The sequence below is a fragment of the Kineococcus terrestris genome (genome assembly GCF_041020755.1).
GTDB lineage: Bacteria > Actinomycetota > Actinomycetes > Actinomycetales > Kineococcaceae > Kineococcus > Kineococcus terrestris.
In genome coordinates, this window is record NZ_JBEUEI010000021.1 from 19,391 (window position 1) to 42,515 (window position 23,125).

A 23,125-nucleotide genomic window follows, 5' to 3' on the forward strand; every position below is an offset into this window, starting at 1 on the left:
GGGGGGGGGGGGGGGGGGGGGGGGGGGGGGGGGGGGGGGGGGGGGGGGGGGGGCGCGGCGGGCCGGCGGCCCCCCCGGACACGCGCCCCCGCGCGGCCCCCCCCCGCGGCGGGGGCCCCCCCCCCCCGACGCTGGGGAGGACCCGTCAGCTGGGGCTGGGGTCGTTCGAGGCGGCGGCCTCGCGCAGCGCGGGCAGGAGCTCCCGCTGCGCCGCCTCCAGGAACGGCTGCTGGTGCTCGCCGCCGACCTGCACGAGGGCGAGGTCGGTGAACCCCGCGGCGAAGAACGCCGACGCGGCCTCGACGACGGCGTCCACGTCGTCCCCGCAGGGGATCGCCTCGGCGACGTCCTCGGGGCGCACGAACTGCGTCGCGCCGGAGAACCCCGCGGTGGTGGGCAGGTCGGCGTTCACCTTCCACCCGCCCGCGAACCAGCGGAACTGGTCGTGCGCGCGGGCGATCGCCGCGTCGCGGTCGGCGTCCCAGCACACCGGCAGCTGCCCGATGCGGCGGCTGGCGGCCGGCTGGTCGGGGGTGCGCGCGGCGTCCCACGCCGGCCCGAACGACGGGTCCGGCTCCACGGCGATCATGTGGTCGGCCAGCGGCGCGAACCGCGTGCAGGACTTGTCCCCGGACACGCCGACGGCGATCGGCACCCGCCGCTCCGGCAGGTCCCACAGGCGGGCGGAGTCCACCCGGAAGTGCTCCCCGGCGTAGGTGAGCAGCTGCCCCTCGAACAGCTCGTCGATGATCTCCAGCGCCTCGACGAGCATGTCCTGCCGCTCCTCGACGGCCGGCCAGCGCTCGCCGACGACGTGCTCGTTGAGGTTCTCGCCGGAGCCGAGGCCCAGCGTGAAGCGGCCCTCCGACAGCAGACCCACCGTCGCCGCCTTCTGCGCCACCACCGCCGGGTGGTAGCGCATCGTCGGCGCCGTCACGTACGTCATCAGCTCCACGCGGGAGGTGACCTGGCTGACCGCGCCCAGGACGCTCCACGCGTACGGCGCGTGGCCCTGCGAGGTCAGCCACGGCGAGTAGTGGTCGGAGAAGACGACGAGGTCGAAGCCGGCCTCCTCCGCGGCCCGCGCGTCGCGCACGAGCCAGCGGGGGTCCGACTGCTCGCTCATGCACGTGTAGCCGATGCGCACCTCGGCCACGTCAGGCCCCCGCGGGGACGTCGACGCGGGCGACGTGCTGCACCAGGGCGGAGCAGAACGCCGGCAGGTCGTCGGGCTTGCGGCTGGTGACCAGCGGCCCCGGTCCGCCCTCGCACACCACGAGCTCCTCGTCGACCCACTCCGCGCCCGCGTTGCGCAGGTCGGTCGCGAGGCTCGGCCACGACGTCGTGCGGCGCCCGCGCACCACGTCGGCCTCGATCAGCGTCCACGGCGCGTGGCAGATCGCGAACACCGGCCGGGTCGAGGCGGCGAACTGCTGCACGAACGTCACCGCGGAGCGGTCGGTGCGCAGCGCGTCCGGGTTGGCGACGCCGCCGGGCAGCACCAGCGCCGCGTACTCGCTCGGCGAGGCGTCGGAGACGACGACGTCCACGGGGAACGTGTCGGCCTTGTCGAGGTGGTCGAACGCCTGCACGCTGCCCGGCTGCGGGGACAGCAGCACCGGCCGGCCGCCCGCCTCCTGCACCGCCTTCCACGGCTCGGTGAGCTCCACCTGCTCGATGCCCTCGCCCGCGACGAGGAACGCGACCTTCTTGCCGTCCAGCTCTTCAGCACCCATGCCGCCCACGCTGGCACGGGCCCGCGCGGGCGGCATCCGCAGCGCCGCGCGGCTCCTCCCGCGCGGCCGGGCCCGGCGTGGAAGGATCGGCCCCGCCAGAGCCGTCAGCAGAGGAGCAGCCATGCCCATCGCCACCCCGGACGTCTACGCCGAGATGCTGGACCGCGCCAAGGCCGGGTCGTTCGCCTACCCCGCGATCAACGTCTCCTCCTCGCAGACGCTGAACGCCGCCATCCGCGGCTTCGCGGAGGCCGAGAGCGACGGCATCGTGCAGGTGTCCACCGGCGGCGCCGAGTACCTGTCCGGCTCGACCGTCAAGGACATGGTCCTGGGGGCGCAGGCCCTGGCCGAGTACGCCCACCACGTCGCCAAGGCGTACGACGTCAACATCGCCCTGCACACCGACCACTGCCCCAAGGACAAGCTGGACGGCTTCGTCCGCCCCCTCATCGCCATCTCCGCCGAGCGCGTCAAGGAGGGCCGCGAGCCGCTGTTCCAGTCCCACATGTGGGACGGCTCGGCCGTGCCGCTGGAGGAGAACCTGCAGATCGCCGAGGAGCTGCTGGCCCTGACCAGCGCCGCGCGGATCGTCCTGGAGGTCGAGATCGGCGTCGTCGGCGGCGAGGAGGACGGCGTCGCCCACGAGATCAACGACAAGCTCTACACGACCGTCGCCGACGCCCGCGCCACCGTGCAGGCGCTCGGCACGGGGGAGAAGGGCCGCTACATGACGGCCCTGACCTTCGGCAACGTCCACGGCGTCTACAAGCCGGGCAACGTCAAGCTGCGCCCGGAGATCCTCAAGGAGATCCAGGACGAGATCGGCGGGGAGGTCGGCAGGGACAAGCCGTTCGACCTCGTCTTCCACGGCGGGTCCGGCTCGCTGCCGGAGGAGATCTCCGCCGCCGTCGACCACGGCGTGGTGAAGATGAACATCGACACCGACACGCAGTACGCCTTCACCCGCCCGGTGGTGGAGCACGTGTTCCGCAACTACGACGGCGTGCTGAAGGTCGACGGCGAGGTCGGCAACAAGAAGCAGTACGACCCGCGCACCTGGGGCAAGGCCGCCGAGGCCGGGATGGCCGCCCGCGTCGTCGAGGCCGCCCAGGGCCTGCGCAGCGCCGGCAAGCACGTCAAGTGACCGCCTGAGCTCCCCCGGCAGCGACAGGGCCCGCCACCGTGCGACGGTGGCGGGCCCTGGTGCTGCGGGGCGGGGCTGGTGCCGGGCGCGTCAGGCCGGCTGCGGCCCGAGGTCGTCGTCGTCCGACAGGCCCGGCTCCTCGTCGACCACGTCGAGCAGCTGGACGATGTTGGTCGTCTCGATGAGGAACTTCACCACCGCCGGCGGGCGGATGAGGGTGACCCGGCGCCCGCGGCTGCGCGAGGCCAGGCGGGCCAGGAACGCCAGGCCCGTGGAGTCCATGAACGTCACGTGGTGCGCGTCCACCTGCAGCGGCCGGCCCGAGGACAGCGCGTCCTCCGCGGCCTCCAGCAGGTCGGGGCCCAGCTCGGCGTCGATCTCGCCGGTCAGGACGACGCGGGTCGCGCGCGGTTCGTACAGGACGTGCACCGACCCGGGGTCCACCGAGCGCACCTCGGGCACCCGTGGCGCCTCGCCCCCGGGGGCGGCGTCCGGTGTCGAGTCCTTCGTCATGGCTCCTCCGCTGGGCTGCACGCAGGCTGTCGAGCCGGCCCGGGTCTCTGCAGGCGCGGATGTCGGCCGTGTGGCTGGTACCGCACGGTAGAACACGCTGGACCGCGCGCGGGACGGAGGTCACCCGGGCTGCTCGGGCGGCCTCCTCGACGCGCGGACCGTCGGGCTCGGCTGCATGCTATCCACCGGGTCGGCGTCGTCCGCGCGCGCCATCGCCCCGCAGCCCCGGAGGAGACAACCCGCATGAGCGCCGACCCGCCGCAGCCGGTCGCGCTGCACGAGGAACCGGTCGCCGTGCTGCTCGTGGGCCGTGCTCCCTCGGCCCCCTCGGCCCCCTCGGACCCCTCCGCCGGCCCGGACCCCCGTCCGGGCGCGGGCGCCCCCCTGCTGGGCGCCGACGCCGCCTCCCGCGCCCTGGCCGGTGCCGCCCCGCACGACCGGCTCACCGGCGACCTGGCCGACCTGGCGGGCTGGCTGGTCCGCGCCCGCCCGGGCGCCGGGGCCGCCGAGGCCGACCTGTGGGCGCGCGCCGCCCGCGGCGAGCACCTGGTCGGGGCCCCGCTGCCCGACGGGCTGTGGCTGTCGGCCACCCCCTACGCCGAGGACGGCGTCCCCGCGCGCACCGCCCCGCGGACCCTGCTCGCCCTGCACCGCCCCGAGGGCGCCGGGGCGGTCGGGCCCGGCGGCTTCGCGGACGTCGCGGGCCTCGCCGTCAGCGCCGTGCGCCCCGGCGGCCCGGACGGGGCGCCCGAGGTCGTCGTCGTCCACGCCGGCGAGGGCTGGTCGCGCGCCACCGGCACCCCGGCGCGCGAGGTCGTGGGCGGTCCCGCCGCCGCGCTGCTGCGCACCGACGACCTCGACGCCCGGCACCTGGTGCGCGCGGCGCTGTCGCGCAGCGTCCGCGAGGCGGAACCGGCGGCCGTCACCGTGCTGGCGGGCCGCAGCGACGGCACGTCCTTCCTGCACCACGTGCGCACCACGCCCCTGCTGGACCCCACCGGCGCCGTCTGCCACGTCGTGTCCTGGCACGGCGACGTCACCGGCCGCGCCGGCGCCGAGGCGCAGCTGCACCGCGCCCTGGCCGCCGAGGAGGAGAGCGCGCAGCGCCTGGCGCTGCTGGAGCAGCTGGACGAGGTCGTCGTCGTCGACGACGTCGCCGCCGGGCTGGACCGCGTCGCGCACCTGCTGGTCACCCACGTCGCCGCCGACGCCGCGGTCGTCCTGACCGGCGACCACACGGGGGCCGTGCGCCCCACCGAGGCCCTCGTGGCCGCCGCCGCCGGCCCGCACCTGGGCGGCCCGGGCGGGCTGGCGGGCCACCGGCTGCCGCGCACCGCCCGGACCCGTCCGCCGGACCCGCACCTGGACGTCGACCCGCACCAGCCCGTGCGCCCCGCCCCGCTCGGCGCCGCCGCGACCGCCGGTGCCGGCGAGCTCGCGGCGACCCCCTCCGGCTGGATCGCCGCCCGGCTGGCCGGGCTGCCCGGCCTCGCCGGGCGCGCCGCGGAGGCGGTGCTCACCCCGATGGTCGGCCGTGAGACGGTCGTGGGCCTGCTCGTGACGCTGCCCCGCCCGGGCGGCGGGGACGGCAGGGACGGGAAGGACCTGGCGGTGCTCGCGGGCGCCGCCCGCCGCGCGGGGCTCCTGGTGGAGACCGCGCGGCTGCACCAGCGGGAACACACCTTGGCGGAGACGTTGCAGCGCAGCATGTTGCCCGAGCAGGCGGTCGTCCCGGGCCTGGACGTGTGGACGTTCTACGACTCCAACGCCGAGCACGCCCAGGTCGGCGGCGACTGGTACGACGTCCTGCAGACCACCGACGACCTCGCGGCCGTCGTCGTCGGCGACGTCGTCGGCCACGACCTGGAGGCCGCCGCCGCGATGGGGCAGATCCGCTCCGTGGTGCGCTCCTGCGCCCACGAGCTGGACGACCCCGGCAGCGTCCTGGGGCGCGTGGACGCGCTGGTCGCCGCCATGAGCGTGCCGCGCATGGCCAGCCTCGTGTACGCGTCGCTGCAGCGCCTGGACGACGGCGGCTGGGAGGTGTCGTGGTCCAGCGCCGGGCACCTGCCGCCGCTGCTGCGCCGGGCGGCCGGCCGCGCGGGCGAGCGCGTGGAGGTGCTCAGCGAGGCCACCGGGACGCTCGTCGGGCTGGGGGAGCGGCCCCGGCCGACGCGCGAGCGCGCCCTGGGGCCCGGTGACGTCCTCGTCTTCTACACCGACGGCCTCATCGAGCAGCGGTCCCGGCCCATGCGCGACGGGCTGACGGTGCTGGTGGAGACGCTGGAGGGCGTGCGCGCCCACGACGCCGCCGGCATCGGCGAGGAGCTGCTGCAGGGCCTGGGCGAGGCCCCGGAGGACGACACGGCCCTCGTCGTCGTGCGCGTGCCCGAGGACCCGGCGGACGCCGGCGACTCCCCGGCCCGCACGGCCGACACGCCGCGCCGGCGCCGCTGGCAGCTGCCGCCGGACCCCTCCTCCGTGGGCAAGGCCCGGCACGCGACCCTGCGCGCCTGCGCCGTGTGGGGCCTGGACTGCGGCCCGCGGGCCGAGGTGGTCGTCTCCGAGCTGGTCGCCAACGCCGTCCTGCACGGCTGGGGCACCGTCGGGCTGCGCCTGTTCGACCTGCCCACCGGGCTGCGCGTGGAGGTGGAGGACGACAGCCCCGAGGCGCCGCGCGTGGTCGACCCCCGCGGCGACGGCGGCGGCGGCCACGGCATGCGCCTGGTGGAGCGGCTGGGCCGCTGGGGCTGGCAGCGCACGCGCCGCGGCAAGCTCGTCTGGGTGGAGCTGCACCCCGTCCCCGCGCCCGACGAGCCCCCGCCCGGCGAGCCCCCGACGACCGGACCCCGGACCCAGGACCCAGACCCCGACCCAGACCCGGACCCAGGAGCACGATGACCAGCCCGACCAACCTGCTGGGCGGCCCGCCGCCCACCCACCTGCCCGCCGCGCCCGCGGTGGACGCCGCCCTGGCCGGCGGCGGCGACCCGCGCGAGGTGGCCGCCGCCCACCCCTCGGCCTCGCTGCCGTGGGCGCTGCTGGCCGAGCGCGCCCTGGACGCCGGCGAGGCCGTGACCGCCTACGCCTACGCCCGCACCGGCTACCACCGCGGCCTGGACGCGCTGCGCCGCGCCGGCTGGCGCGGGCACGGCCCCGTGCCGTGGGCGCACGAGCCGAACCGCGGCTTCCTGCGGGCGCTGGCCGCCCTCCAGCGCGCCGCCACGGCCATCGGCGAGGAGGAGGAGTCCACCCGCTGCCGGCAGTTCCTCGGCGACTGCGACCCCGCGGCCGTCGGGCAGCTGCTGCCGGACGCCGCCCGGTGACCGCCGAGCGCGAGACGCCCCGCGACACCCCCGAGCCCGACGCCCCGGCGCGCGCGGCCACCGCCGAGCGGCCCGTCGTCGTCGTCGGCGCCGGGGTCTCCGGGCTGGCGTGCGCGCGCGCCCTGGCCGACGCGGGCGTGCCCGTGCGGGTCCTGGACCGCGGCCGCCGCCCCGGCGGGCGGATGAGCGGCCGGCGCGTCCAGACCGCGGTGGGCGTGCACGTCGCCGACCTCGGCGCCTCCTACCTGACGGCCTCCGACGACGCCTTCAGCGCCCAGGTGCGCGACTGGGAGGCCCGCGGGCTGGCCCGGCCGTGGACCGACACCTTCGCCGTGGTCTCCGGGCGGGCCCGCGACGGGGCCCGGCTGCGCCCGGACGCCGAGGACGGCCGCAGCAGCGGGCCGGTGCGCTGGGCCGCCCCCGCGGGCCTGCGCTCCCTCGTCGACGACCTCGCCGCCCCGCCCGGGCGCGCGCCCCTGGAGGTCAGCGGCACCACCGACGTGGAGTCCGTCGACGCCACCGCCGACGGGCCCGTCGTGGACGGGGCGCCCGCGGCCGCCGTCGTCCTGGCGATGCCCGACCCGCAGGCAGCCGACCTGCTGCCGCGCATGGTCGCCACCCGCCTGGACGTGTCCGCGCGCTGGAACTGGCGCCCGTGCATCGCCGTGTACGCCGCCTGGCCGCAGCGCTGGTGGCCGGACTTCGACGGCGCCTTCGTCAACGACTCCGACCTGCTGGTCTTCCTCGCCGACGACGGCGCGCGCCGCGGCGACGGCGCGCCCGTGCTCGTCGCGCACGCCGGCCCGGACTTCTCCGCCGGCCACCTCGACGACCCCGCCGGTGCGATCGGCGACGTGGTCGCCGAGCTGGGCCCGCTGCTGACGGGGGAGCCCACCCCCGAGCCGGACTGGGCGCGCGCGCACCGCTGGTCGCTGGCGCAGCCGCTGCGCCAGCACGCCGAGGAGCCGTTCGGCTTCGACGAGGCCAGCGGCATCGGCGTGTGCGGCGACGCCTGGGGCCGCACGTCCAAGGTGGAGACGGCGTGGGTGTCGGGGCACCGGCTGGGACTGGAACTGGCCCGCCGCCTCGGCTGAGCGCGCGCGGGGTCGGTGACCGCGGGCACCGGTAAGCTGCCCGCGGTCACCGGCGCCGGCCCGGCGCGGTCGGCCGGCTCAGCCGCCTGAAGGAAGCAGGGGATCTCATGCCCGCGATCGTGCTCGTCGGCGCCCAGTGGGGGGACGAGGGCAAGGGCAAGGCGACCGACGCCCTCGGCGCCCGCGTCGACTACGTCGTGAAGTTCAACGGCGGCAACAACGCCGGGCACACCGTGGTCGTCGGCGACGAGAAGTACGCGCTGCACCTGCTGCCCTCGGGCATCCTCACCCCCGGGGTCACCCCGGTCATCGGCAACGGCGTCGTCGTGGACCCGGCCGTGCTGTACGAGGAGCTGGACGCCCTCGAGGCCCGCGGCGTGGACTGCTCCCGGCTGATCGTCTCCGCCTCCGCGCACGTCATCGCCCCCTACCACCGCAGCCTCGACCAGGTGACCGAGCGGTTCCTGGGCAAGCGCAAGATCGGCACGACCGGCCGCGGCATCGGCCCCACCTACGCGGACAAGATCAACCGGGTGGGCGTGCGGGTGCAGGACCTGTTCGACGAGAGCATCCTGCGGCAGAAGGTCGAGGGCGCCCTCGACCAGAAGAACCACCTGCTCGTCAAGGTCTACAACCGCCGCGCGGTCTCGGTCGACGAGACCGTGGAGACGCTGCTGTCGTACGCGGAGCGGCTGCGGCCCATGGTCCGCGACGTCGGCCTGGAGCTGTCCGCGGCGCTGGACCGCGACGAGGTGGTGCTGTTCGAGGGCGGCCAGGCCACGCTGCTGGACATCGACCACGGCACCTACCCGTTCGTCACCAGCTCCAACGCCACGGCCGCCGGCGCGTGCACGGGTTCCGGCGTCCCGCCGAACCGCATCGACCGCATCATCGCCGTCGTCAAGGCGTACACGACCCGCGTGGGCGAGGGGCCGTTCCCCACCGAGCTGCTCGACGCCGACGGCGAGAAGCTGCGCCAGGACGGCGGGGAGTTCGGCACCACGACCGGCCGCCCCCGCCGCACCGGCTGGTACGACGCGGTGATCTCCCGCTACGCCGCCAGGGTCAACGGCGTCACCGACTTCGTCCTGACGAAGCTGGACACCCTCACCGGCTGGGAGCGCATCCCGGTGTGCGTGGCCTACGACGTCGACGGCGTGCGCCACGACGAGATGCCGATGTCGCAGAGCGACTTCCACCACGCAACCCCGGTGTACGAGTTCTTCGACGGCTGGAGCGAGGACATCACCGGCGCGCGCACCACCGCGGACCTGCCCAAGAACGCGCAGCGCTACGTCGAGGCGCTGGAGGAGATGTCGGGGGCGCGGATCTCCGCGGTGGGCGTGGGCCCGGACCGCGAGCAGACCGTCGTGCGCCACGACCTGCTGGGATGAGCGCGGGCCTCGCCCCTGGATTGAGCGTCCACCACGCGCCGACGGCGCAGGTGCCGGCGCTGACGCTGTACGCGCTGCTGAAGCTGCGCGTGGACGTGTTCGTCGTCGAGCAGGAGTGCGCCTACCCCGACCTCGACGGCCGGGACGCCGAACCCGGTGCGGTGCAGCTGTGGGCCGAGACGGCCGGCGGCGGCGTGGCCGCCACGGCGCGGCTGCTGGCCGAACCGGACGGGCGCGCGCGCATCGGGCGCGTCGCCACGGCGCGCGCGGCCCGCGGCGCCGGTGCCGCCGGTGCGTTGCTGCGCAAGGGGATCGAGCTGGCCGGGGACGCCGACGTCCTGCTGGACGCGCAGTCGCACCTGGCCGGCTGGTACGGGCGGTTCGGGTTCCGCGTCGTGGGCGAGGAGTACCTCGACGACGGCATCCCGCACCTGCCGATGCTGCGCACCGCCTGACGCAGGGGCGGCACAGGGGTTCCCAAGAACACTCGGCGTCACTAGGTTCTCACGCATCGCATCGGAGACGGTCCTCCGGCGGACGCCGGCGACCGTCCGAACCGGAGGAGCGCTGTGCGCCGACCAGCCGTCCTGTCCGTCGCCCTGCTCGCCGCGGGTTCCCTCGTCGTCCCGGCGGCCCCGGCCGCGGCCGTCGACGAGGTGGACACCACGCGGCTGACGGGGGCCGTCACCGTCGACGGGATCGTGGGCCACCTGCGCGTCCTGCAGCGCATCGCCAACGAGAACGATGGGAACCGGGCCTCCGGCACCCCCGGGTACGAGGCGTCGGCCCGCTACGTGCAGGAGCGCCTGCTGCGCGCCGGGTACGACGTGGAGCTGCAGGAGTTCACGTTCCCCTACTACGAGGAGCTGACGCCCACCTCGCTGGCGCAGACCTCCCCGGAGGCCGCGGACTACGAGACCCGCCCCCTCACGTTCTCCGGCAACGGGCAGGTCGAGGGCACCGCCCGCGTCGTGGACTTCGCCGACGAACTGCCGTCCACGAGCGGCTGCGAGGCCGGCGACTTCGCCGGGTTCCCCGCCGGCGCGGTCGCCGTGCTCCAGCGCGGGACGTGCTCCTTCGCCGTCAAGGCCGCCAACGCCGAGGACGCCGGTGCGGTGGCCGCCGTCGTCGTCAACGCCGGTGTCGAGGACCCCGAGGAGCTCCTCAACGGCACCCTCGGCGCACCCGGCACCGGCATCCCCGTCGTCGGCCTCAGCGCCGCCGCCGGGGCCGCGCTGGTCGCCGCCGCCACCGCGGGCGACGTCGAGCTGGCCGTCAACGTCGACACCCTGCTGGAGGACCGCACCACCTGGAACGTCCTGGCCGACTCCCCGACGGGCGCCGCGTCGCGCACCGTCGTCGTCGGCGCCCACCTGGACTCCACGCTGGAGGGCCCGGGGATCAACGACAACGGCACCGGTGTCGCGGCCGTCCTGGAGATCGCCGAGCAGATGGCCGAGCTGGGCGTGCAGAACCGCCAGCGCGTCCGGTTCGCCTTCTGGGGCGCGGAGGAGCTGGGCCTGCTCGGCTCGGAGCACTACGTCGCGCAGCTGTCCGACCGCGAGCTGCGCGCGACCTACGCGACCCTGAACTTCGACATGCTCGGCTCGCCGAACTGGGTGCCGTTCGTCTACGACGGCGACGGCTCGGACACCCCGCTGGCCGGCCCGCCCGGGTCCGCGCGGATCGAGCGCCTGTTCACCGACTTCCTCGAACCCCGCGGCGGCTCGGTGCCCACCGACTTCGACGGCCGCTCGGACTACGGCCCGTTCATCGCGGTCGGGATCCCCGCCGGTGGTCTGTTCAGCGGCGCGGAGGGCGTGAAGACCGAGGAGGAGGCCGAGCGGTTCGGCGGCACCGCCGGTGAGGCCTACGACTCCTGCTACCACACGCCCTGCGACGACACCGGCAACGTCTCCACCGCGGCGCTCGCCGTCCTCGGCGACGCGGCCGCGCACGCCACGATGACGATGGCCCGCACGAAGAAGGGGTTCTTCGAGGACCTCAGCCGCAACCCCGCGGCCGGCGCGCTCGAGGCGCCCACGGGGAACGCCGCCTGACGGACGCCGCGCCGGGGTCCCGCGGGTCCCCGGCGCGGCCGGTCAGGAACCCGCGGCGGCGGTGCGGATCGACAGCCCGTCCAGGTAGGAGCGCACGTTCGCGCGGACCTGCTCGACGGTGTCGCCGCCGAACTTCTCCAGCACGGCGTCGGCGAGCACGAGGCTGACCATCGCCTCGGCCACGACCCCCGCGGCCGGGACGGCCGCCACGTCGGAGCGCTGCGCGATCGCCTGCGCCGCACCGCCGGAGGCCGTGTCCACGGTGTCCAGCGCGCGCGGCACCGTCGAGATCGGCTTCATGGCCGCGCGGATCCGCAGCACCTCGCCGTTGCTCATGCCGCCCTCGATGCCGCCGGCGCGGTCGGTGCGCCGGCGCACCGTCATCCCGTCCGCGCCCTCGCCGCCGTCGGTGCGCTCGATCTCGTCGTGGGCGGCCGAGCCGCGGCGGCGGGCCGTCTCGAACCCGTCGCCCACCTCGACGCCCTTGATGGCCTGGATGCCCATGAGGGCCGCCGCCAGCCGGGCGTCCAGCTTGCGGTCCCAGTGCACGTACGAGCCCAGGCCCGGCGGCAGGCCGTGCACGACGACCTCCACGACCCCGCCGAGGGTGTCGCCCTCGGAGTGGGCGGCGTCCACCTCGGCCACCATCCGCGCGCTGGTCCCCGGGTCCACGCAGCGCACCGGGTCGGCGTCGACGCGGTCGCGGTCGCCGCGGGCCGGGACGACGCCCGCGGGGGCGCTGACCGTGCCGAACGAGACGACGTGCGAGAGCACCTCGGCGCCGACGGCCTGCTCCAGGAAGCGGCGGGCCACCTCGCCGAGCGCCACGCGGGTCGCGGTCTCGCGCGCCGAGGCGCGCTCCAGGACCGGGCGGGCGTCGTCGAAGCCGTACTTCTGCATGCCCGTCAGGTCCGCGTGCCCGGGGCGCGGGCGGGTCAGCGGCGCGGAGCGCCCGCGGGCCGGCAGCCGGCCCGGCTCGTCGTAGCGGCGGCCGTCGGCGTCGGCGGGGTCGGCGGCCATGACCTCCTGCCAGCGCGGCCACTCGGTGTTGCCGATGCGCAGCGCGACCGGCCCGCCCTGGGTGCGCCCGTGGCGGACGCCGCCGATGACCTCCAGCTCGTCCTGCTCGAAGGCCATCCGGGCGCCGCGGCCGTGGCCGAGGCGGCGCCGGGCGAGCGCCGCCCGGATGTCGGCGCTGCTCACCTCCACACCGGCGGGCATCCCCTCGAGGATGCCCGCGAGGGCGGGGCCGTGGGACTCGCCTGCCGTCAGCCAACGCAACACGACCCCGATTCTGCCGCACGCGCGGTCCCCGGCCGTCCACGGCGGCGACCCGCGGCCCCCCGCCGGGGGACGGGGTGCTGGAGGGTCGGAAGTCGTTGTCCCCCAACGGAGGGGTCCGATCGTCGACGGGCCGGTCGCGCGCTCAACCATCCTCCAGGTGGTCCACCGCGCGGCCGACGAACCACTAACGATGACTAGCTGCCCCTTCTAGTCATCACTAGCGATTGCCGCTCCGAGCGGTCGCTGAGCGGTGCCGTACGGCGCCCGGGGGCGTCGAGGAGTGGTGGTCGTGAACGGTGAGCGGAACCCCCGCGCCCTGGTGCTGCGCCTGCCGCGCCCCGCCCGGGACGTCCTCGGCCCGCGGGCCCGCCGGGCGCTCACCGGTCTGCTCGCCGCCACCGTCGGCGCCGGTCTCCTCGTGCCCGCGGCGACGGGCGCCGCCGCGACGCCCGGTGACCGGTCGCGGCCCTTCAGCGCGTCGACCACCGCGTCGGCGGCCGTCGTCGACGCGGACCTCCTGGGTCTCGTGCCCCTGGCCGGCCTCGCCGTGGCTCCCGCCTCGGCGCAGGCGGGCACGCTGCTGCCCGAGCGGACCACCGCCCGCGTCGGCGCCCTGAGCACCACGGTCCTCGGCGGGCTCACCGTCCCCGCGGACCTCGCCCGCCAGAGCGGGCCGCAGGACAACCCCGCGCCGGCGACCGGGGGCGTCGACGTCGACGTCGCCGGGCTCGTCGGCCTCGGCACCGTCCGCGGCACCGCGAACGCCCGCTGGGCCGGTGACTCCGTCTGCCTGCCCGCCGCCACGCCGCTGTCCCGCACGGTGTCCGAGAGCGCGGAGCTCGTCGTCCCCGGTCTCGTCGAGGTCGGGGCGCTGCGCTCCACCGGCGAGAGCGGCCTCGCGGGCACGGGCAGCGCGCGGGCCGTCCGGTCCACGGTCACCACCGACCCCGCGTCCGTCAGCCTCCTCGACGGCGCGGTGCGGTTCACCCTGCCGCAGCAGGTGGTCCGGGCGACCTCCACGGGCACGGGAACCCCCGAGGTCAGCCACGCCGTCAGCGACGTCGCCGTCACCGCCGGGGGGACGACCCGCACGCTGCGGGCGGACGGCTCGGAGCTCAGCCTGCTGCTGGGCGCCGTGAAGCTGCGGCTGAACCCCGTCACCCGGACGTCCTCCGGCAGCACCGCCTCCGCGAGCACGGCGGGCCTCCTCGACGTCCGCGTCGTCTCCGGCCCGGCCACCGCCCACGTCCGCCTCTACCCCCTGTCCGTCTCCGCGACCGCCCCGACCGGCGGCGTGGACTGCGGCCTGCCCGCACCGCGCATCACCGACCCCGCCGCCGACCAGCTGCGCGGCACCCGCGCGCTCACCGTGTCCGGGACCGCGGACGGCGCCGCGGGCCACCGGGTCACCGTCGTCGGCGACGACGTCCCGCTCGGCACCGCCACCGTCGCCGCCGACGGCACCTGGACGATGCCCGTCCTGCTCGGCCGGGACGGCCCGACCCGCCTGACCGCCGTGCTCGACGCCTCCGGCGACCGCTCGCCGCCCTCGGGCGCCGTCACCGTCACCGTCGACACGCTCGCCCCCGGCGTCCCGGGCATCACCACGCCCACCGACCTGCACGTGCGCACCGCGGGCACGACCCTCCAGGGCACCGCGGAGCCCTCGAGCCTCGTCCGGCTGCTGCGCCCCGACGGGTCCGAGCTCACCACCGCGCGCACCCGCCCCGACGGCACGTGGAGCGTCGACGTCGTCCTGCCCGCCGGGCGCACCGCGCTGGTGGCCGTCGCCGTCGACGCCGCCGGCAACGCGTCCGGCCGCAGCGCCGAGTGGGTCCGCACCCTCGACGCCGACGCCCCCCAGCCGCCCGTGGTCACGGCCCCGCTGGCGCCCGTGAGCACCGACCGGCCCGTCGTCACGGGCACCGCCGAGCCCGGTGCCGACGTCCTCGTCGAGGTCGGCGGGCAGGTCCTCGGGCCGTTCCGCGCCGACGGCGCCGGCGTCTGGACGCTGACCTGGCCGGCCGGCACCGCGCTGCCCGAGGGACCGACGACCCTCACCGCGACCGCCGTCGACCGCGCGGGCAACGTCTCCGCCGCCACCGCGCACACCGTCGTCGTCGACACGCGGGTGCCGGACGCGCCGGAGGTCCTCACCCCGCAGGACGGCGCCGACCTGCCCCTCGCGCCCACGACCGTCACCGGCCGCGGCGAGCCGGGCGCCACGGTCCGCGTCCTGCTCGACGGGACCGCGGTCGGGACGGCGGTCGTCGACGGCACCGGCCACTGGGTCCTGGGCGGCCTGCCCGCGGACGCGACCGGCGCCCACGCCCTGGAGGTCGCCCAGACCGACCGGGCGCAGAACACCTCGCCGGCCACCCGCGTCGGCTACACCGTCACGCCCCCCGTCCTGGACCCGCTCGCCGGGCTCGGCGTGGTCGCGCTCGACCCGCCGGACGGCGCCTTCCCCACCACGACCGCGCGCGTCAGCGGCCGCGTGCTGCCCTGGACCGCCACGAGCACCGGCACCGTCCGGGTGCGCGCCGTCCCCGCCCCCGGCACCACCGGTGCGCCCGTGGAGGCCGCCGGCGTGCCGGTCGCCGCCGACGGCAGCCTCCTGGTGGACCTCGTGCTCGGCGACGGCACCTGGTCCGTCACCGGCACCCACGAGGTGGCCGGCGCCCCCGGCCCCACCGGCGCCCCGGTCCTCGTCAGGGTCGACACGGGCGCCGAGCGGGCGCCCGAGCCGCCGGTGTTCACCGACCCCGCGGGCGGCTCCACCGTCGACGGCACCAGCGCCGTCCTGCGCGGCACGGCCGCCCCGGGCGCCCGCGTCGAGCTGTCCGGCGCGGCGGAGGGCTGGACCCTCGCCGACGAGCGCGGCACCTGGGCGATCGCCGTCGGCCCGCACACCGGCGGGACCACCTTCACCGCGCGCGCCGTCAGCCCCTACGGGAAGGAGTCGGCCCCCGTCTCGCTGACCGTGGTCTTCCGGCCGCTGCCCGGCGCCGTCACCGTCGACACGCCCGTCGCCGGCACCGTCACGCGCGACGCGCCCGTCGCCGTCTCCGGCGCCGGCGTCCCCGGAGCGCGGGTCACCGTCACCTCCGGCACCGCCACCGACACCGTGACGGCCGGCCCCGGCGGGAGGTGGTCCGCCGCGCTCGACCTGGCCGACGGCCTCCACGTCGTCACCGCCGTGCAGACGGTGGGCGGCCCGGTCTCCCCGCCGGCCACCACGAGCGTCGAGGTCGACCGCACCGCGCCGGGCCCGCTGACCGTCGAGCGGCCCACCACCGGCACCGCCGTCACCACCGTCGTGGAGGCGGTCTCCGGCACCGGCGCCGAGCCCGGCGCCCGGGTCGTGCTGCGCGGTGCCGACGGCACCCCGCTGCGCGAGACCACCGCGGACGTCACCGGCGCGTGGGCGTTCCCCGACGTCGCCGTGCCCGCGGGCACCGCCGACGGCCCCGTCGTCTGGACCGTCGTCCAGGTGGACCGCGCCGGCAACGTCTCCGCCCCCGCCGACGTGCGGTTCACCGTGGACACCCACCAACCGCCGGCCCCCGTGATCACCTCCCCGCGCGACCGCACGCCGGCCGGCGACCGCACCGTGACCGGGACGGCCGCCGAGGACGGCATCGTCGAGGTCCTCGTCGACGACCTCGTCGTGGCCACGACCGACGTCGTGGACGGCGCGTGGACCGCCCAGCTGCCCGGGACCGTGGGCGACGGCGAGCACGAGCTGCGCGCCCGCCTCACCAGCCCCCTCGGCACCGTCTCCCCGCTGAGCGCCCCGGTGACCCTCGTGCTGGACACCGCGAGCCCCGAGCCGCCGGTGATCACCGGCACGGCTCGCCTGGTCGCCGGCGTCGTCCTCGACCGGGACGGCGCCTACCCCGTCTCCGGCTCGGGCGAGCCCGGAGCCGCGCTCGTCCTGCGCGACGCCGGCACCTCCGGCGTCCTCGGGCGCACCACCGTCGCCGCCGACGGCACGTGGACTGTCCGCGTGCGCCCCGGGCCCGCGACCGTCCTCGTCGAGCTGCGCACGACCGTCGAGGCCGTCCAGACGGACCCCACCGGGAACACGTCCGCGCCCTCGGCGCCCGTCACCGTCCTGGTGCTGGCGATCGGCACCCCGAGCCCGGACCCGACGCCGGACCCGACCTCCCCGGTGCCCACGGACCGGCCGACGCCGCCGGTCCCCACGGACGAGCCGACGCCGCCGGTGACCACGCCGCCGACGAGCGCGCCGCCGGTCACGACGCCGCCCGTGACCACGCCGCCGACGAGCGCGCCGCCGGTCACCACGCCGCCGACGAGCACCCCCACCCCCACGGTGACGGTGACCGTCACCCCGACCGCCACGCCGACCGCGCCGCGCCGCGACCCGGTCCTGCTCCACCCGCTCGACGGCACCACCACGGGCGACCCGAACGTGACGATCTTCGGCCGCGGCCAGCCGGGCGCGATGGTCGTCGTGCGCGACGGCACCCGTGTCCTGGGGCGCATCGTCACCGACGCGGCAGGCAACTTCTCCCTCGCGCCGTCGGCGCCCTTCACCCCCGGCCGGCACGTCCTGACGGCCGAGCAGCTGGAGCCCACGGGCCCCTCGAGGACCTCGGCGGCCAGCGCGGTCACCGTCACCGCCGGGGGCGCGGTCGCGCCGGTCATCACCGGACCGGTCGACGGCACCGTGACACCGAAGCGCCGCCCGACCGTCTCGGGGCACGGCCAGCCGGGCTCGACCCTCACGCTGCGCGTCGACGGCGCCGTCGTCGGGACGGTGGTCGTCGGCCCGGCCGCCACCGGCACCACCGTGGGCCTGTGGAACGTCAAGCTCACCGAGCCGCTGGCGGCGGGTCCGCACCGGGTCGTCGCCACCCAGCGCACGGGCTCCGCCGACGTCGCGTCGAACACCACGACGCTCGTCGTCGACGCCGGCTCGCCCGTGCCCGTGGAGATCACCACGCCTGTGGACTACTCGTGGGTCGACGAGGGCGACGCCATCACCGTCACGGGGACCGGTGAGCCCGGCGGCCGCGTCTCCCTGCGCACCAACCACGAGGACGACGCGCCGCTCACCGCCGTGGTGCGCGCCGACGGCACGTGGAGCGTGGTCGGGGTCCCGCACGCCGGTGGCCTGACCTGGGTCGTCGCGCTGCAGGACATCGCGTGGCGCCGCGGCCAGACGTCCGCGGTGGCCGGTGCGCGGACGCAGGGCGGGGTCCGCCTGCTGTCCGCCGGCGCCGCGCTGCTCGACGGCGAGGACGACGCGCCGGAGAACCGCCAGTCGATGTCGCAGACGGTCCGCGTCCTGCGCGCCGACACCGGCGGCAGCGCGGCGCCCGTGGTGCAGCCGGTCGTCATCACGGCACCGGCCGAGGGTCAGCGGGTCGCCGACCGGCGCCCGGCGGTGTCCGGAACGGGTCACCCCGGCGCCACCGTGGTGGTGCGCGACGCCTCCGGCGCCACGCTCGGCGTCGCCACCGCGGCGGCGGACGGCACCTGGAGCCTCGTGCCGTCGGCCGACCTGCCCGACGGCCCCGTGCGGCTGACGGCCACCCAGGTCGTCGAGGGCCCCGGCGGCGGGACCAGCCGCAGCGGGACCCGCACGATCACCGTCCTCGGCGCGGCGTCCCCGACCGACCCCGCCCCGGCGCCGACCGACCCGGCTGCGCCACCGGTGACCACCCCGCCGACCTCCGGACCTCCGGGCACCGGCACCGCGCCCGGGGCGGGTGCGGGCGGCACCTCCGCACCCGGTGCGGGCGCGCCCGTCCGCGGACCGGTCCTCCCGGTGACGTCGGTGGGCCGGGGGACGGGCGGTGCCGGCACCGCGACGGCCGGCACCGCGACGGCCCGCACCCCGGCGACCACCGCGGGGACGGGCGGCGCGGCCACCGCGTCGAGGACGCCGTCGCGCCTGGCGCGCACCGGCGCCGACCTGAGCGTCGCCGTGACCGGCCTGGTGCTGCTGGTGGCCGGCCTCGGCGCGCTGCTCATCGCGCGCCGCGGGGGCTCCGCGCCGGCCGCGGTCGCGCCGGCCGCGGCGCGGGCCGCCGGTCCGGCGCCCGCCCCCACCGGGAGGGACGGGGACGGGCGGCGTCGGGACCGCGGGCCGGCACCGCGGCGCTGGCACGCCGAGGACGCGCTGGCCGGTCTGGACGGCCTGCGCGCCCCGGGGTCACGTCCAGCCGCGCGGCCCCGGGCCGCCGGACCGCGCGGGGGACCGCGCGACCGATTGCCTGCCTCGGGCCGGCGGGCCCGTCAGCCGGTCAGGCCGCCCCGTCAGTCGGCGAGGTCCGACAGCAGGGGGTCGATCCGGTAGGGGACGAGCTCGCGCATCGCCAGGGAGGTCCGGGTGCGCACCACGCCCGGGATGGCGAGCAGGCACTGCCCGACGCGGTACAGGTCCTCGGCGTCGCGGGCCACGACCCGGCACATGAGGTCGCCGTCGCCGGTGATGCCGTGGACCTCCAGCACCTCGGGCGTCTCGCGCAGCTGCGCCAGCGTCTCCTCCTGCCGACCCTGCTGGATCTCGATCATCACGAACGCGGAGACCGAGAAGCCCAGCGCGGCCGGTGCCAGCCGGCGGGAGAAGCGGTGCAGCACGCCGTCGGTCTCCAGCCGCTCCAGGTGGGCCTGCACCGTGCCGCGGGCGAGCTGCAGCTGGCGGGACAGGCCGAGCACCGTGGCCCGCGGGTCCTCGTCGAGGGCGAGGAGGATCCGGGCGTCGATGGTGTCGAGGCGGCGCACGGGCGACATCCTGTCGCACGCGGGGCGGTGCCCGCCGACGATGTGCGCACGGCGCGCGGTACCTGCTGTGCACGGACGGTGCGCGGGGGCGCCGGGAGCCGTGCGGCGGGGTCAGCCGGTGGTCGCCGCCGCCCGCCGCAGCTCGCGCCGGAGCCGGCCGAAGGTGCGCGGCGAGGACAGCGCCGCGACCGCCGTCAGCCGCCCGTCGCGGTGCCAGGCGGCCACCAGCGGCCCCTCCTCGGGCCCGCCCTCGACGAGGCTCTCCTCGTCGCCGGGCTCGGGGCGCCCGGCCAGCTGCACGCGCACCGCGAGCGGGTCCGGCGCGTCCGCGCCCGACCAGCGCAGGTCCGACCACACGTACGGCACCGCGCCGAAGCGGTCCGTGGAGGCGCCGCCCGACAGCAGCGTGCGCGCGGCCACCGCGGGGCGCTCCACCGCGGGCGTCCAGTGCTCCTCGCGGCGCGCCCGGCCGTCCGGGCCCCGCACGGCGGCCGCGTCGCCGACGGCCACCAGCCAGGGCGCCGCCGTGGCGCCCCGGTCGTCGGTCACCACGCCGAGCGCGGGGTCGGCCAGCTCGACGGCCTCCCGGTCGGCGCCCGCCACCCGCGCGTCCCGCAGCCAGTCCGTCGCCGGGTCGGCGCCCACGGCCGCGACGACGACGTCGGCGGCCACGACCTCGCCACCGGCCAGCCGCACCTCGGGGGCGCCGCCCGCGCCGGTCCCCACCCCGGTGACGGCCGCGCCGGTGCGCCAGCGCACGCCCGCCGCGGTGTGCCGGCGGGCGACGGCGTCGCCGACGCGCGCGCCGAAGACCCCGCGGACCGGGGCGTCGCCGCGGTCCAGGACGGTCACCTCCAGCCCGCGGGCGCGGCCCGCCGCGGCGACCTCCCCGCCCAGCAGCCCGCCGCCGACGACGGCGAGGTGCCTGCCCGGCCGCAGCTCGCCCGCCAGGGCGGTGGCGTCCTCCAGCGTGCGCAGCACGTGGACGCCGGCCGGCAGCGCGCCCGCGTCATGAAGGCCCGGCGGGCGCCGCGCCCGCGCGCCCGTCGCCACGACGACGCCGTCCGCGGGCAGCTCCCCGCCGTCGGCCAGCAGGACGGCGCGGGCGTCGGTGTCCAGGCCGGCCGCGGGCACGCCCAGCCGCCAGTCCACGCCCAGGTCCTCGTCGCCGTCCTCGGCCAGCGCCAGGTCCGCCGGGCCGCTCGTGCCCAGCAGGACGCCCTTGGACAGGGGTGGGCGGTCGTAGGGGGCGTGCGGCTCGGCGCCGACGACCACGAGGTCGCCGTCGAAGCCCTCCGCGCGCAGCGCCCGCGCGCTCCACAGCCCCGCCAGCGAGGCCCCCACGACGACGACCCGGCGCAGCTGCGGCACCCCGGCAGCATCCCCCAGGCCGCCCGGGACCACCTCCCCGGGCGGCGCGCGCCGGTGAGAGCCTGGGGCCGGACCGCCGGCCGCACCGGCGGCGGCAGCGCGCGACGACGGGGGGTGCCGGTCGTGACGACCAGCGTCTTCGACCTCTTCACCATCGGCATCGGGCCCTCCAGCTCCCACACGGTGGGCCCCATGCGGGCGGCGCACGCCTTCGCCGAGCGCCTGGCCGCCGCGGAGGACCTGGAGCGCACCGCGCGGGTGCGCTGCGAGCTGTACGGCTCCCTGGGCGCCACCGGCCACGGGCACGGCACGGTGCCCGCGGTCGTCCTGGGCCTGGCGGGGGAGCAGCCGCAGCTGGTCGACCCGGACGCGGCCGGCCCGCTCGTGGAGGCCGTGCGCACCTCCGGGCGGCTGCCGCTGGCGGGCCGGCACCCCGTCGCGTTCTCCGTCGACGACGACGTCGTGCTGCACCGGCGCGCGCGGCTGCCGTTCCACGCCAACGGCATGGTGTTCGAGGCGCTCGACGGCTCGGGGGCGCTGGTGCAGCGGCGCACCTGGTACTCGGTGGGCGGCGGGTTCGTCCTCGACGAGGACGAGACGGACCGCGAGACGCTGCTGGCGGACCCGACGCCGGTGCCGCACCCGTTCAGCACGGGCGCGGAGCTGCTGGAGGTCACCGCCCGCACGGGGCTGCGGGTCAGCGACGTCGTCATGGCGAACGAGGTGGCCCGCGGCCGCAGCGAGGAGCAGGTGCGCGCGGGCGTGCTGGCGGTGTGGGAGGTCATGCGCGAGTGCGTGGCCCGCGGTGAGCGCGCCACGGGCACCCTGCCGGGCCGCCTGCGGGTGCGCCGGCGCGCGGCGGCCCTGCGCGAGCGGCTGCTCGCCGAGCCGGAGGGGACCGACCCGCTGCGCGCCCTGGAGTGGGTGGGGCTGTGGGCGATCGCCGTCAACGAGGAGAACGCCGCGGGCGGGCGCGTGGTCACCGCCCCCACCAACGGCGCCGCCGGGATCGTGCCGGCCGTGCTGCACCACTACCTGCGGCACGTGCCGGGCGCCGACGAGGACGGGGTCGTGCGGTTCCTGCTCGCCGCGGCCGCGGTCGAGGTGGTCGTCAAGGAGGGCGCCTCGATCTCCGGCGCCGAGGTCGGCTGCCAGGGGGAGGTCGGGTCGGCGTGCGCGATGGCCGCCGCGGGGCTGGCGGAGGTCCTCGGCGGCACCCCGGAGCAGGTGGAGAACGCCGCCGAGATCGGCATCGAGCACAACCTCGGCCTCACGTGCGACCCGGTGGGCGGGCTCGTGCAGATCCCGTGCATCGAGCGCAACGCGGTGGGGGCGGTGAAGGCCGTGACGGCGGCGCGGATGGCGCTGCGCGGGGACGGCCGGCACCACGTGAGCCTGGACGACGCGGTGCGCACGATGCGGCAGACGGGCGCCGACATGAAGGAGGAGTACAAGGAGACCTCCCGCGGCGGGCTGGCCCTCAACGTCGTGGAGTGCTGACGGCACCCTCCTCGCGCGCGGGGCCGAACACGACGACGGCGGCCGCGCAGACGGCGAGGCCGACGAGGGTGGCCGGGCGCAGCGGGTCGCCGAAGACCGCCCACGCCCACAGGGCCGTGACCGGCGGCGTCAGCCACAGCAGGGTGCTGGCCCGGGCCGGGCCCGAGCGGCGCACGACGGCGACGTAGGTGCCGTACCCGCCGATGCCCGCCAGCAGCGCCGACCACAGCACCGCGCCCGCGAAGCCGGGCACCGGCGGCGGGACCAGCGCCCCGGTGGCCAGCGCCCACGCGGTGAACGCGACGGCGCTCACGGCGCTGTGCGCGGCCAGGGTGGTCAGGGGACCGCCGGGCGCGGGCCAGCGCCGCTGCAGGACGGTGCCCACGGCCAGGGAGGCGGTGGCGGCCACCGGCAGGAGGACCGCCGCACCGCCGAAGGCGCCGGCGCGCAGGTCCCCGGAGACGACGACGGCCACGCCGGCCGTGCCCACGACCAGGCCCACCAGGCGGCGGCTGCCCACCGCGCGCCGGCTCGTCAGCGCCACCAGCAGCACCACGAGGGCCGGCTGGAGCGCGGCGACGAGCGCCGTCGTGCCGGCCGGGACGCCCGCGGAGACGGCGGCGAAGACGCCCGCGAGGTAGCCGACCTGGCTGAGCAGGGCGAGGGCGACCTGGCGCAGGACGTCCGCGGGGCGCAGCCGCGGGCCCCAGGTGCGCGCGGCGCGGACGAGCCAGGGGGTCAGCAGGACGGTGGTCAGCAGGTAGCGCCAGGCCAGGGTGGTGGCCGGCGGGGCGTGGGGAGCGGCGAGCTCGGCGCCGATGAAGCCGGAGCTCCAGCAGACGACGAGACCGGCGCCGAGCAGCAGGTCGCGCGAGCGCCGGCCGGGGGACCCGGTCGCAGCCCGGTCGGGGGGTGCCGAGGTGGTGTCCTGAGCGGTCACCGTC

16 protein-coding genes are annotated in these 23,125 nt (G+C 77.7%); 9 read left to right on the plus strand and 7 right to left on the minus strand.

All coding sequences use genetic code 11. The features are described from left to right. Positions 1 to 145 precede the first annotated feature (145 nt). Positions 146 to 1,147: a TIGR03557 family F420-dependent LLM class oxidoreductase gene (locus tag AB8M62_RS13425; RefSeq protein WP_369054769.1), complete on the minus strand. Its 1,002-nt coding sequence runs from the start codon at positions 1,145 to 1,147 to the stop codon at positions 146 to 148. A 10-nt stretch (positions 1,148 to 1,157) separates the two neighbouring features. Further along, positions 1,158 to 1,736, minus strand: a complete 579-nt coding sequence (locus AB8M62_RS13430; RefSeq protein WP_369054692.1) for a type 1 glutamine amidotransferase domain-containing protein — start codon at positions 1,734 to 1,736, stop codon at positions 1,158 to 1,160. Positions 1,737 to 1,857: 121 nt separating this feature from the next. Between AB8M62_RS13430 and fbaA the strand changes: the two genes are divergently transcribed. Continuing rightward, a complete protein-coding gene (gene fbaA, locus AB8M62_RS13435; RefSeq protein ID WP_369069896.1) occupies positions 1,858 to 2,880 on the plus strand; it encodes a class II fructose-bisphosphate aldolase in 1,023 nt (340 codons plus the stop codon). 90 nt (positions 2,881 to 2,970) lie between these two features. On the opposite strand, the gene AB8M62_RS13440 is transcribed toward fbaA, so the two are convergent. Further along, positions 2,971 to 3,393, minus strand: a complete 423-nt coding sequence (locus AB8M62_RS13440; protein WP_369054689.1) for an STAS domain-containing protein — start codon at positions 3,391 to 3,393, stop codon at positions 2,971 to 2,973. A gap of 243 nt (positions 3,394 to 3,636) precedes the next feature. On the opposite strand from AB8M62_RS13440, the gene AB8M62_RS13445 reads away from it, so the two are divergent. From AB8M62_RS13445 to AB8M62_RS13470, 6 genes are all read left to right on the plus strand, one after another. Continuing rightward, positions 3,637 to 6,294: an ATP-binding SpoIIE family protein phosphatase gene (locus tag AB8M62_RS13445; RefSeq protein WP_369069897.1), complete on the plus strand. Its 2,658-nt coding sequence runs from the start codon at positions 3,637 to 3,639 to the stop codon at positions 6,292 to 6,294. After that, positions 6,291 to 6,719: a DUF3151 domain-containing protein gene (locus AB8M62_RS13450; RefSeq protein WP_369054686.1), complete on the plus strand. Its 429-nt coding sequence runs from the start codon at positions 6,291 to 6,293 to the stop codon at positions 6,717 to 6,719. Before AB8M62_RS13445 ends, AB8M62_RS13450 begins: the two co-directional genes overlap by 4 nt. Further along, complete coding sequence (locus AB8M62_RS13455) at positions 6,716 to 7,813, plus strand: NAD(P)/FAD-dependent oxidoreductase (RefSeq protein ID WP_369069898.1); 1,098 nt, start codon at positions 6,716 to 6,718, stop codon at positions 7,811 to 7,813. The genes AB8M62_RS13450 and AB8M62_RS13455 overlap by 4 nt, the downstream gene beginning before the upstream one ends. Before the next feature lie 107 nt (positions 7,814 to 7,920). Continuing rightward, complete coding sequence (locus AB8M62_RS13460) at positions 7,921 to 9,207, plus strand: adenylosuccinate synthase (protein WP_369069899.1); 1,287 nt, start codon at positions 7,921 to 7,923, stop codon at positions 9,205 to 9,207. Then, positions 9,204 to 9,662 carry a GNAT family N-acetyltransferase gene (locus tag AB8M62_RS13465; RefSeq protein WP_369069900.1) on the plus strand — a complete coding sequence of 153 codons (459 nt, stop codon included), beginning with the start codon at positions 9,204 to 9,206 and terminating at the stop codon, positions 9,660 to 9,662. The genes AB8M62_RS13460 and AB8M62_RS13465 overlap by 4 nt, the downstream gene beginning before the upstream one ends. Positions 9,663 to 9,776: 114 nt before the next feature. Further along, positions 9,777 to 11,267: a M20/M25/M40 family metallo-hydrolase gene (locus tag AB8M62_RS13470; protein ID WP_369069901.1), complete on the plus strand. Its 1,491-nt coding sequence runs from the start codon at positions 9,777 to 9,779 to the stop codon at positions 11,265 to 11,267. A 42-nt stretch (positions 11,268 to 11,309) separates the two neighbouring features. Here AB8M62_RS13470 and aroC read toward each other — a convergent pair whose 3' ends face one another. Beyond that, positions 11,310 to 12,551: a chorismate synthase gene (gene aroC / locus AB8M62_RS13475; protein WP_369054679.1), complete on the minus strand. Its 1,242-nt coding sequence runs from the start codon at positions 12,549 to 12,551 to the stop codon at positions 11,310 to 11,312. A gap of 289 nt (positions 12,552 to 12,840) precedes the next feature. On the opposite strand from aroC, the gene AB8M62_RS13480 reads away from it, so the two are divergent. Then, positions 12,841 to 18,882: an Ig-like domain-containing protein gene (locus AB8M62_RS13480; protein ID WP_369069902.1), complete on the plus strand. Its 6,042-nt coding sequence runs from the start codon at positions 12,841 to 12,843 to the stop codon at positions 18,880 to 18,882. Here the strand turns inward: AB8M62_RS13480 and AB8M62_RS13485 are convergent. Beyond that, on the minus strand, positions 18,843 to 19,319 hold the full coding sequence (locus AB8M62_RS13485; RefSeq protein ID WP_369054676.1) for an Lrp/AsnC family transcriptional regulator: 477 nt from the start codon (positions 19,317 to 19,319) through the stop codon (positions 18,843 to 18,845). The genes AB8M62_RS13480 and AB8M62_RS13485 overlap by 40 nt on opposite strands. A 102-nt stretch (positions 19,320 to 19,421) precedes the next feature. After that, a complete protein-coding gene (locus AB8M62_RS13490) occupies positions 19,422 to 20,681 on the minus strand; it encodes an NAD(P)/FAD-dependent oxidoreductase (protein ID WP_369069903.1) in 1,260 nt (419 codons plus the stop codon). Positions 20,682 to 20,804: 123 nt separating this feature from the next. Here AB8M62_RS13490 and AB8M62_RS13495 point away from each other — a divergent pair, with 123 nt between their 5' ends. Beyond that, a complete protein-coding gene (locus tag AB8M62_RS13495) occupies positions 20,805 to 22,181 on the plus strand; it encodes an L-serine ammonia-lyase (protein WP_369069904.1) in 1,377 nt (458 codons plus the stop codon). Here AB8M62_RS13495 and AB8M62_RS13500 read toward each other — a convergent pair. Beyond that, positions 22,162 to 23,121 (minus strand): DMT family transporter, encoded by a 960-nt coding sequence (locus AB8M62_RS13500; protein WP_369069905.1) that lies wholly within the window; start codon positions 23,119 to 23,121, stop codon positions 22,162 to 22,164. The two genes, AB8M62_RS13495 and AB8M62_RS13500, sit on opposite strands and share 20 nt — an antisense overlap. Positions 23,122 to 23,125 lie beyond the last annotated feature (4 nt).

What these genes read in the sequence shown, in the direction of transcription:
- AB8M62_RS13430 (WP_369054692.1), bottom strand. Translation starts at nt 1,736, where the DNA reads ATGGGTGCTGAAGAGCTGGACGGCAAGAAGGTCGCGTTCCTCGTCGCG.
- fbaA (WP_369069896.1), top strand. Translation starts at nt 1,858, where the DNA reads ATGCCCATCGCCACCCCGGACGTCTACGCCGAGATGCTGGACCGCGCC.
- AB8M62_RS13440 (WP_369054689.1), bottom strand. Translation starts at nt 3,393, where the DNA reads ATGACGAAGGACTCGACACCGGACGCCGCCCCCGGGGGCGAGGCGCCA.
- AB8M62_RS13445 (WP_369069897.1), top strand. Translation starts at nt 3,637, where the DNA reads ATGAGCGCCGACCCGCCGCAGCCGGTCGCGCTGCACGAGGAACCGGTC.
- AB8M62_RS13450 (WP_369054686.1), top strand. Translation starts at nt 6,291, where the DNA reads ATGACCAGCCCGACCAACCTGCTGGGCGGCCCGCCGCCCACCCACCTG.
- AB8M62_RS13460 (WP_369069899.1), top strand. Translation starts at nt 7,921, where the DNA reads ATGCCCGCGATCGTGCTCGTCGGCGCCCAGTGGGGGGACGAGGGCAAG.
- AB8M62_RS13465 (WP_369069900.1), top strand. Translation starts at nt 9,204, where the DNA reads ATGAGCGCGGGCCTCGCCCCTGGATTGAGCGTCCACCACGCGCCGACG.
- AB8M62_RS13485 (WP_369054676.1), bottom strand. Translation starts at nt 19,319, where the DNA reads ATGTCGCCCGTGCGCCGCCTCGACACCATCGACGCCCGGATCCTCCTC.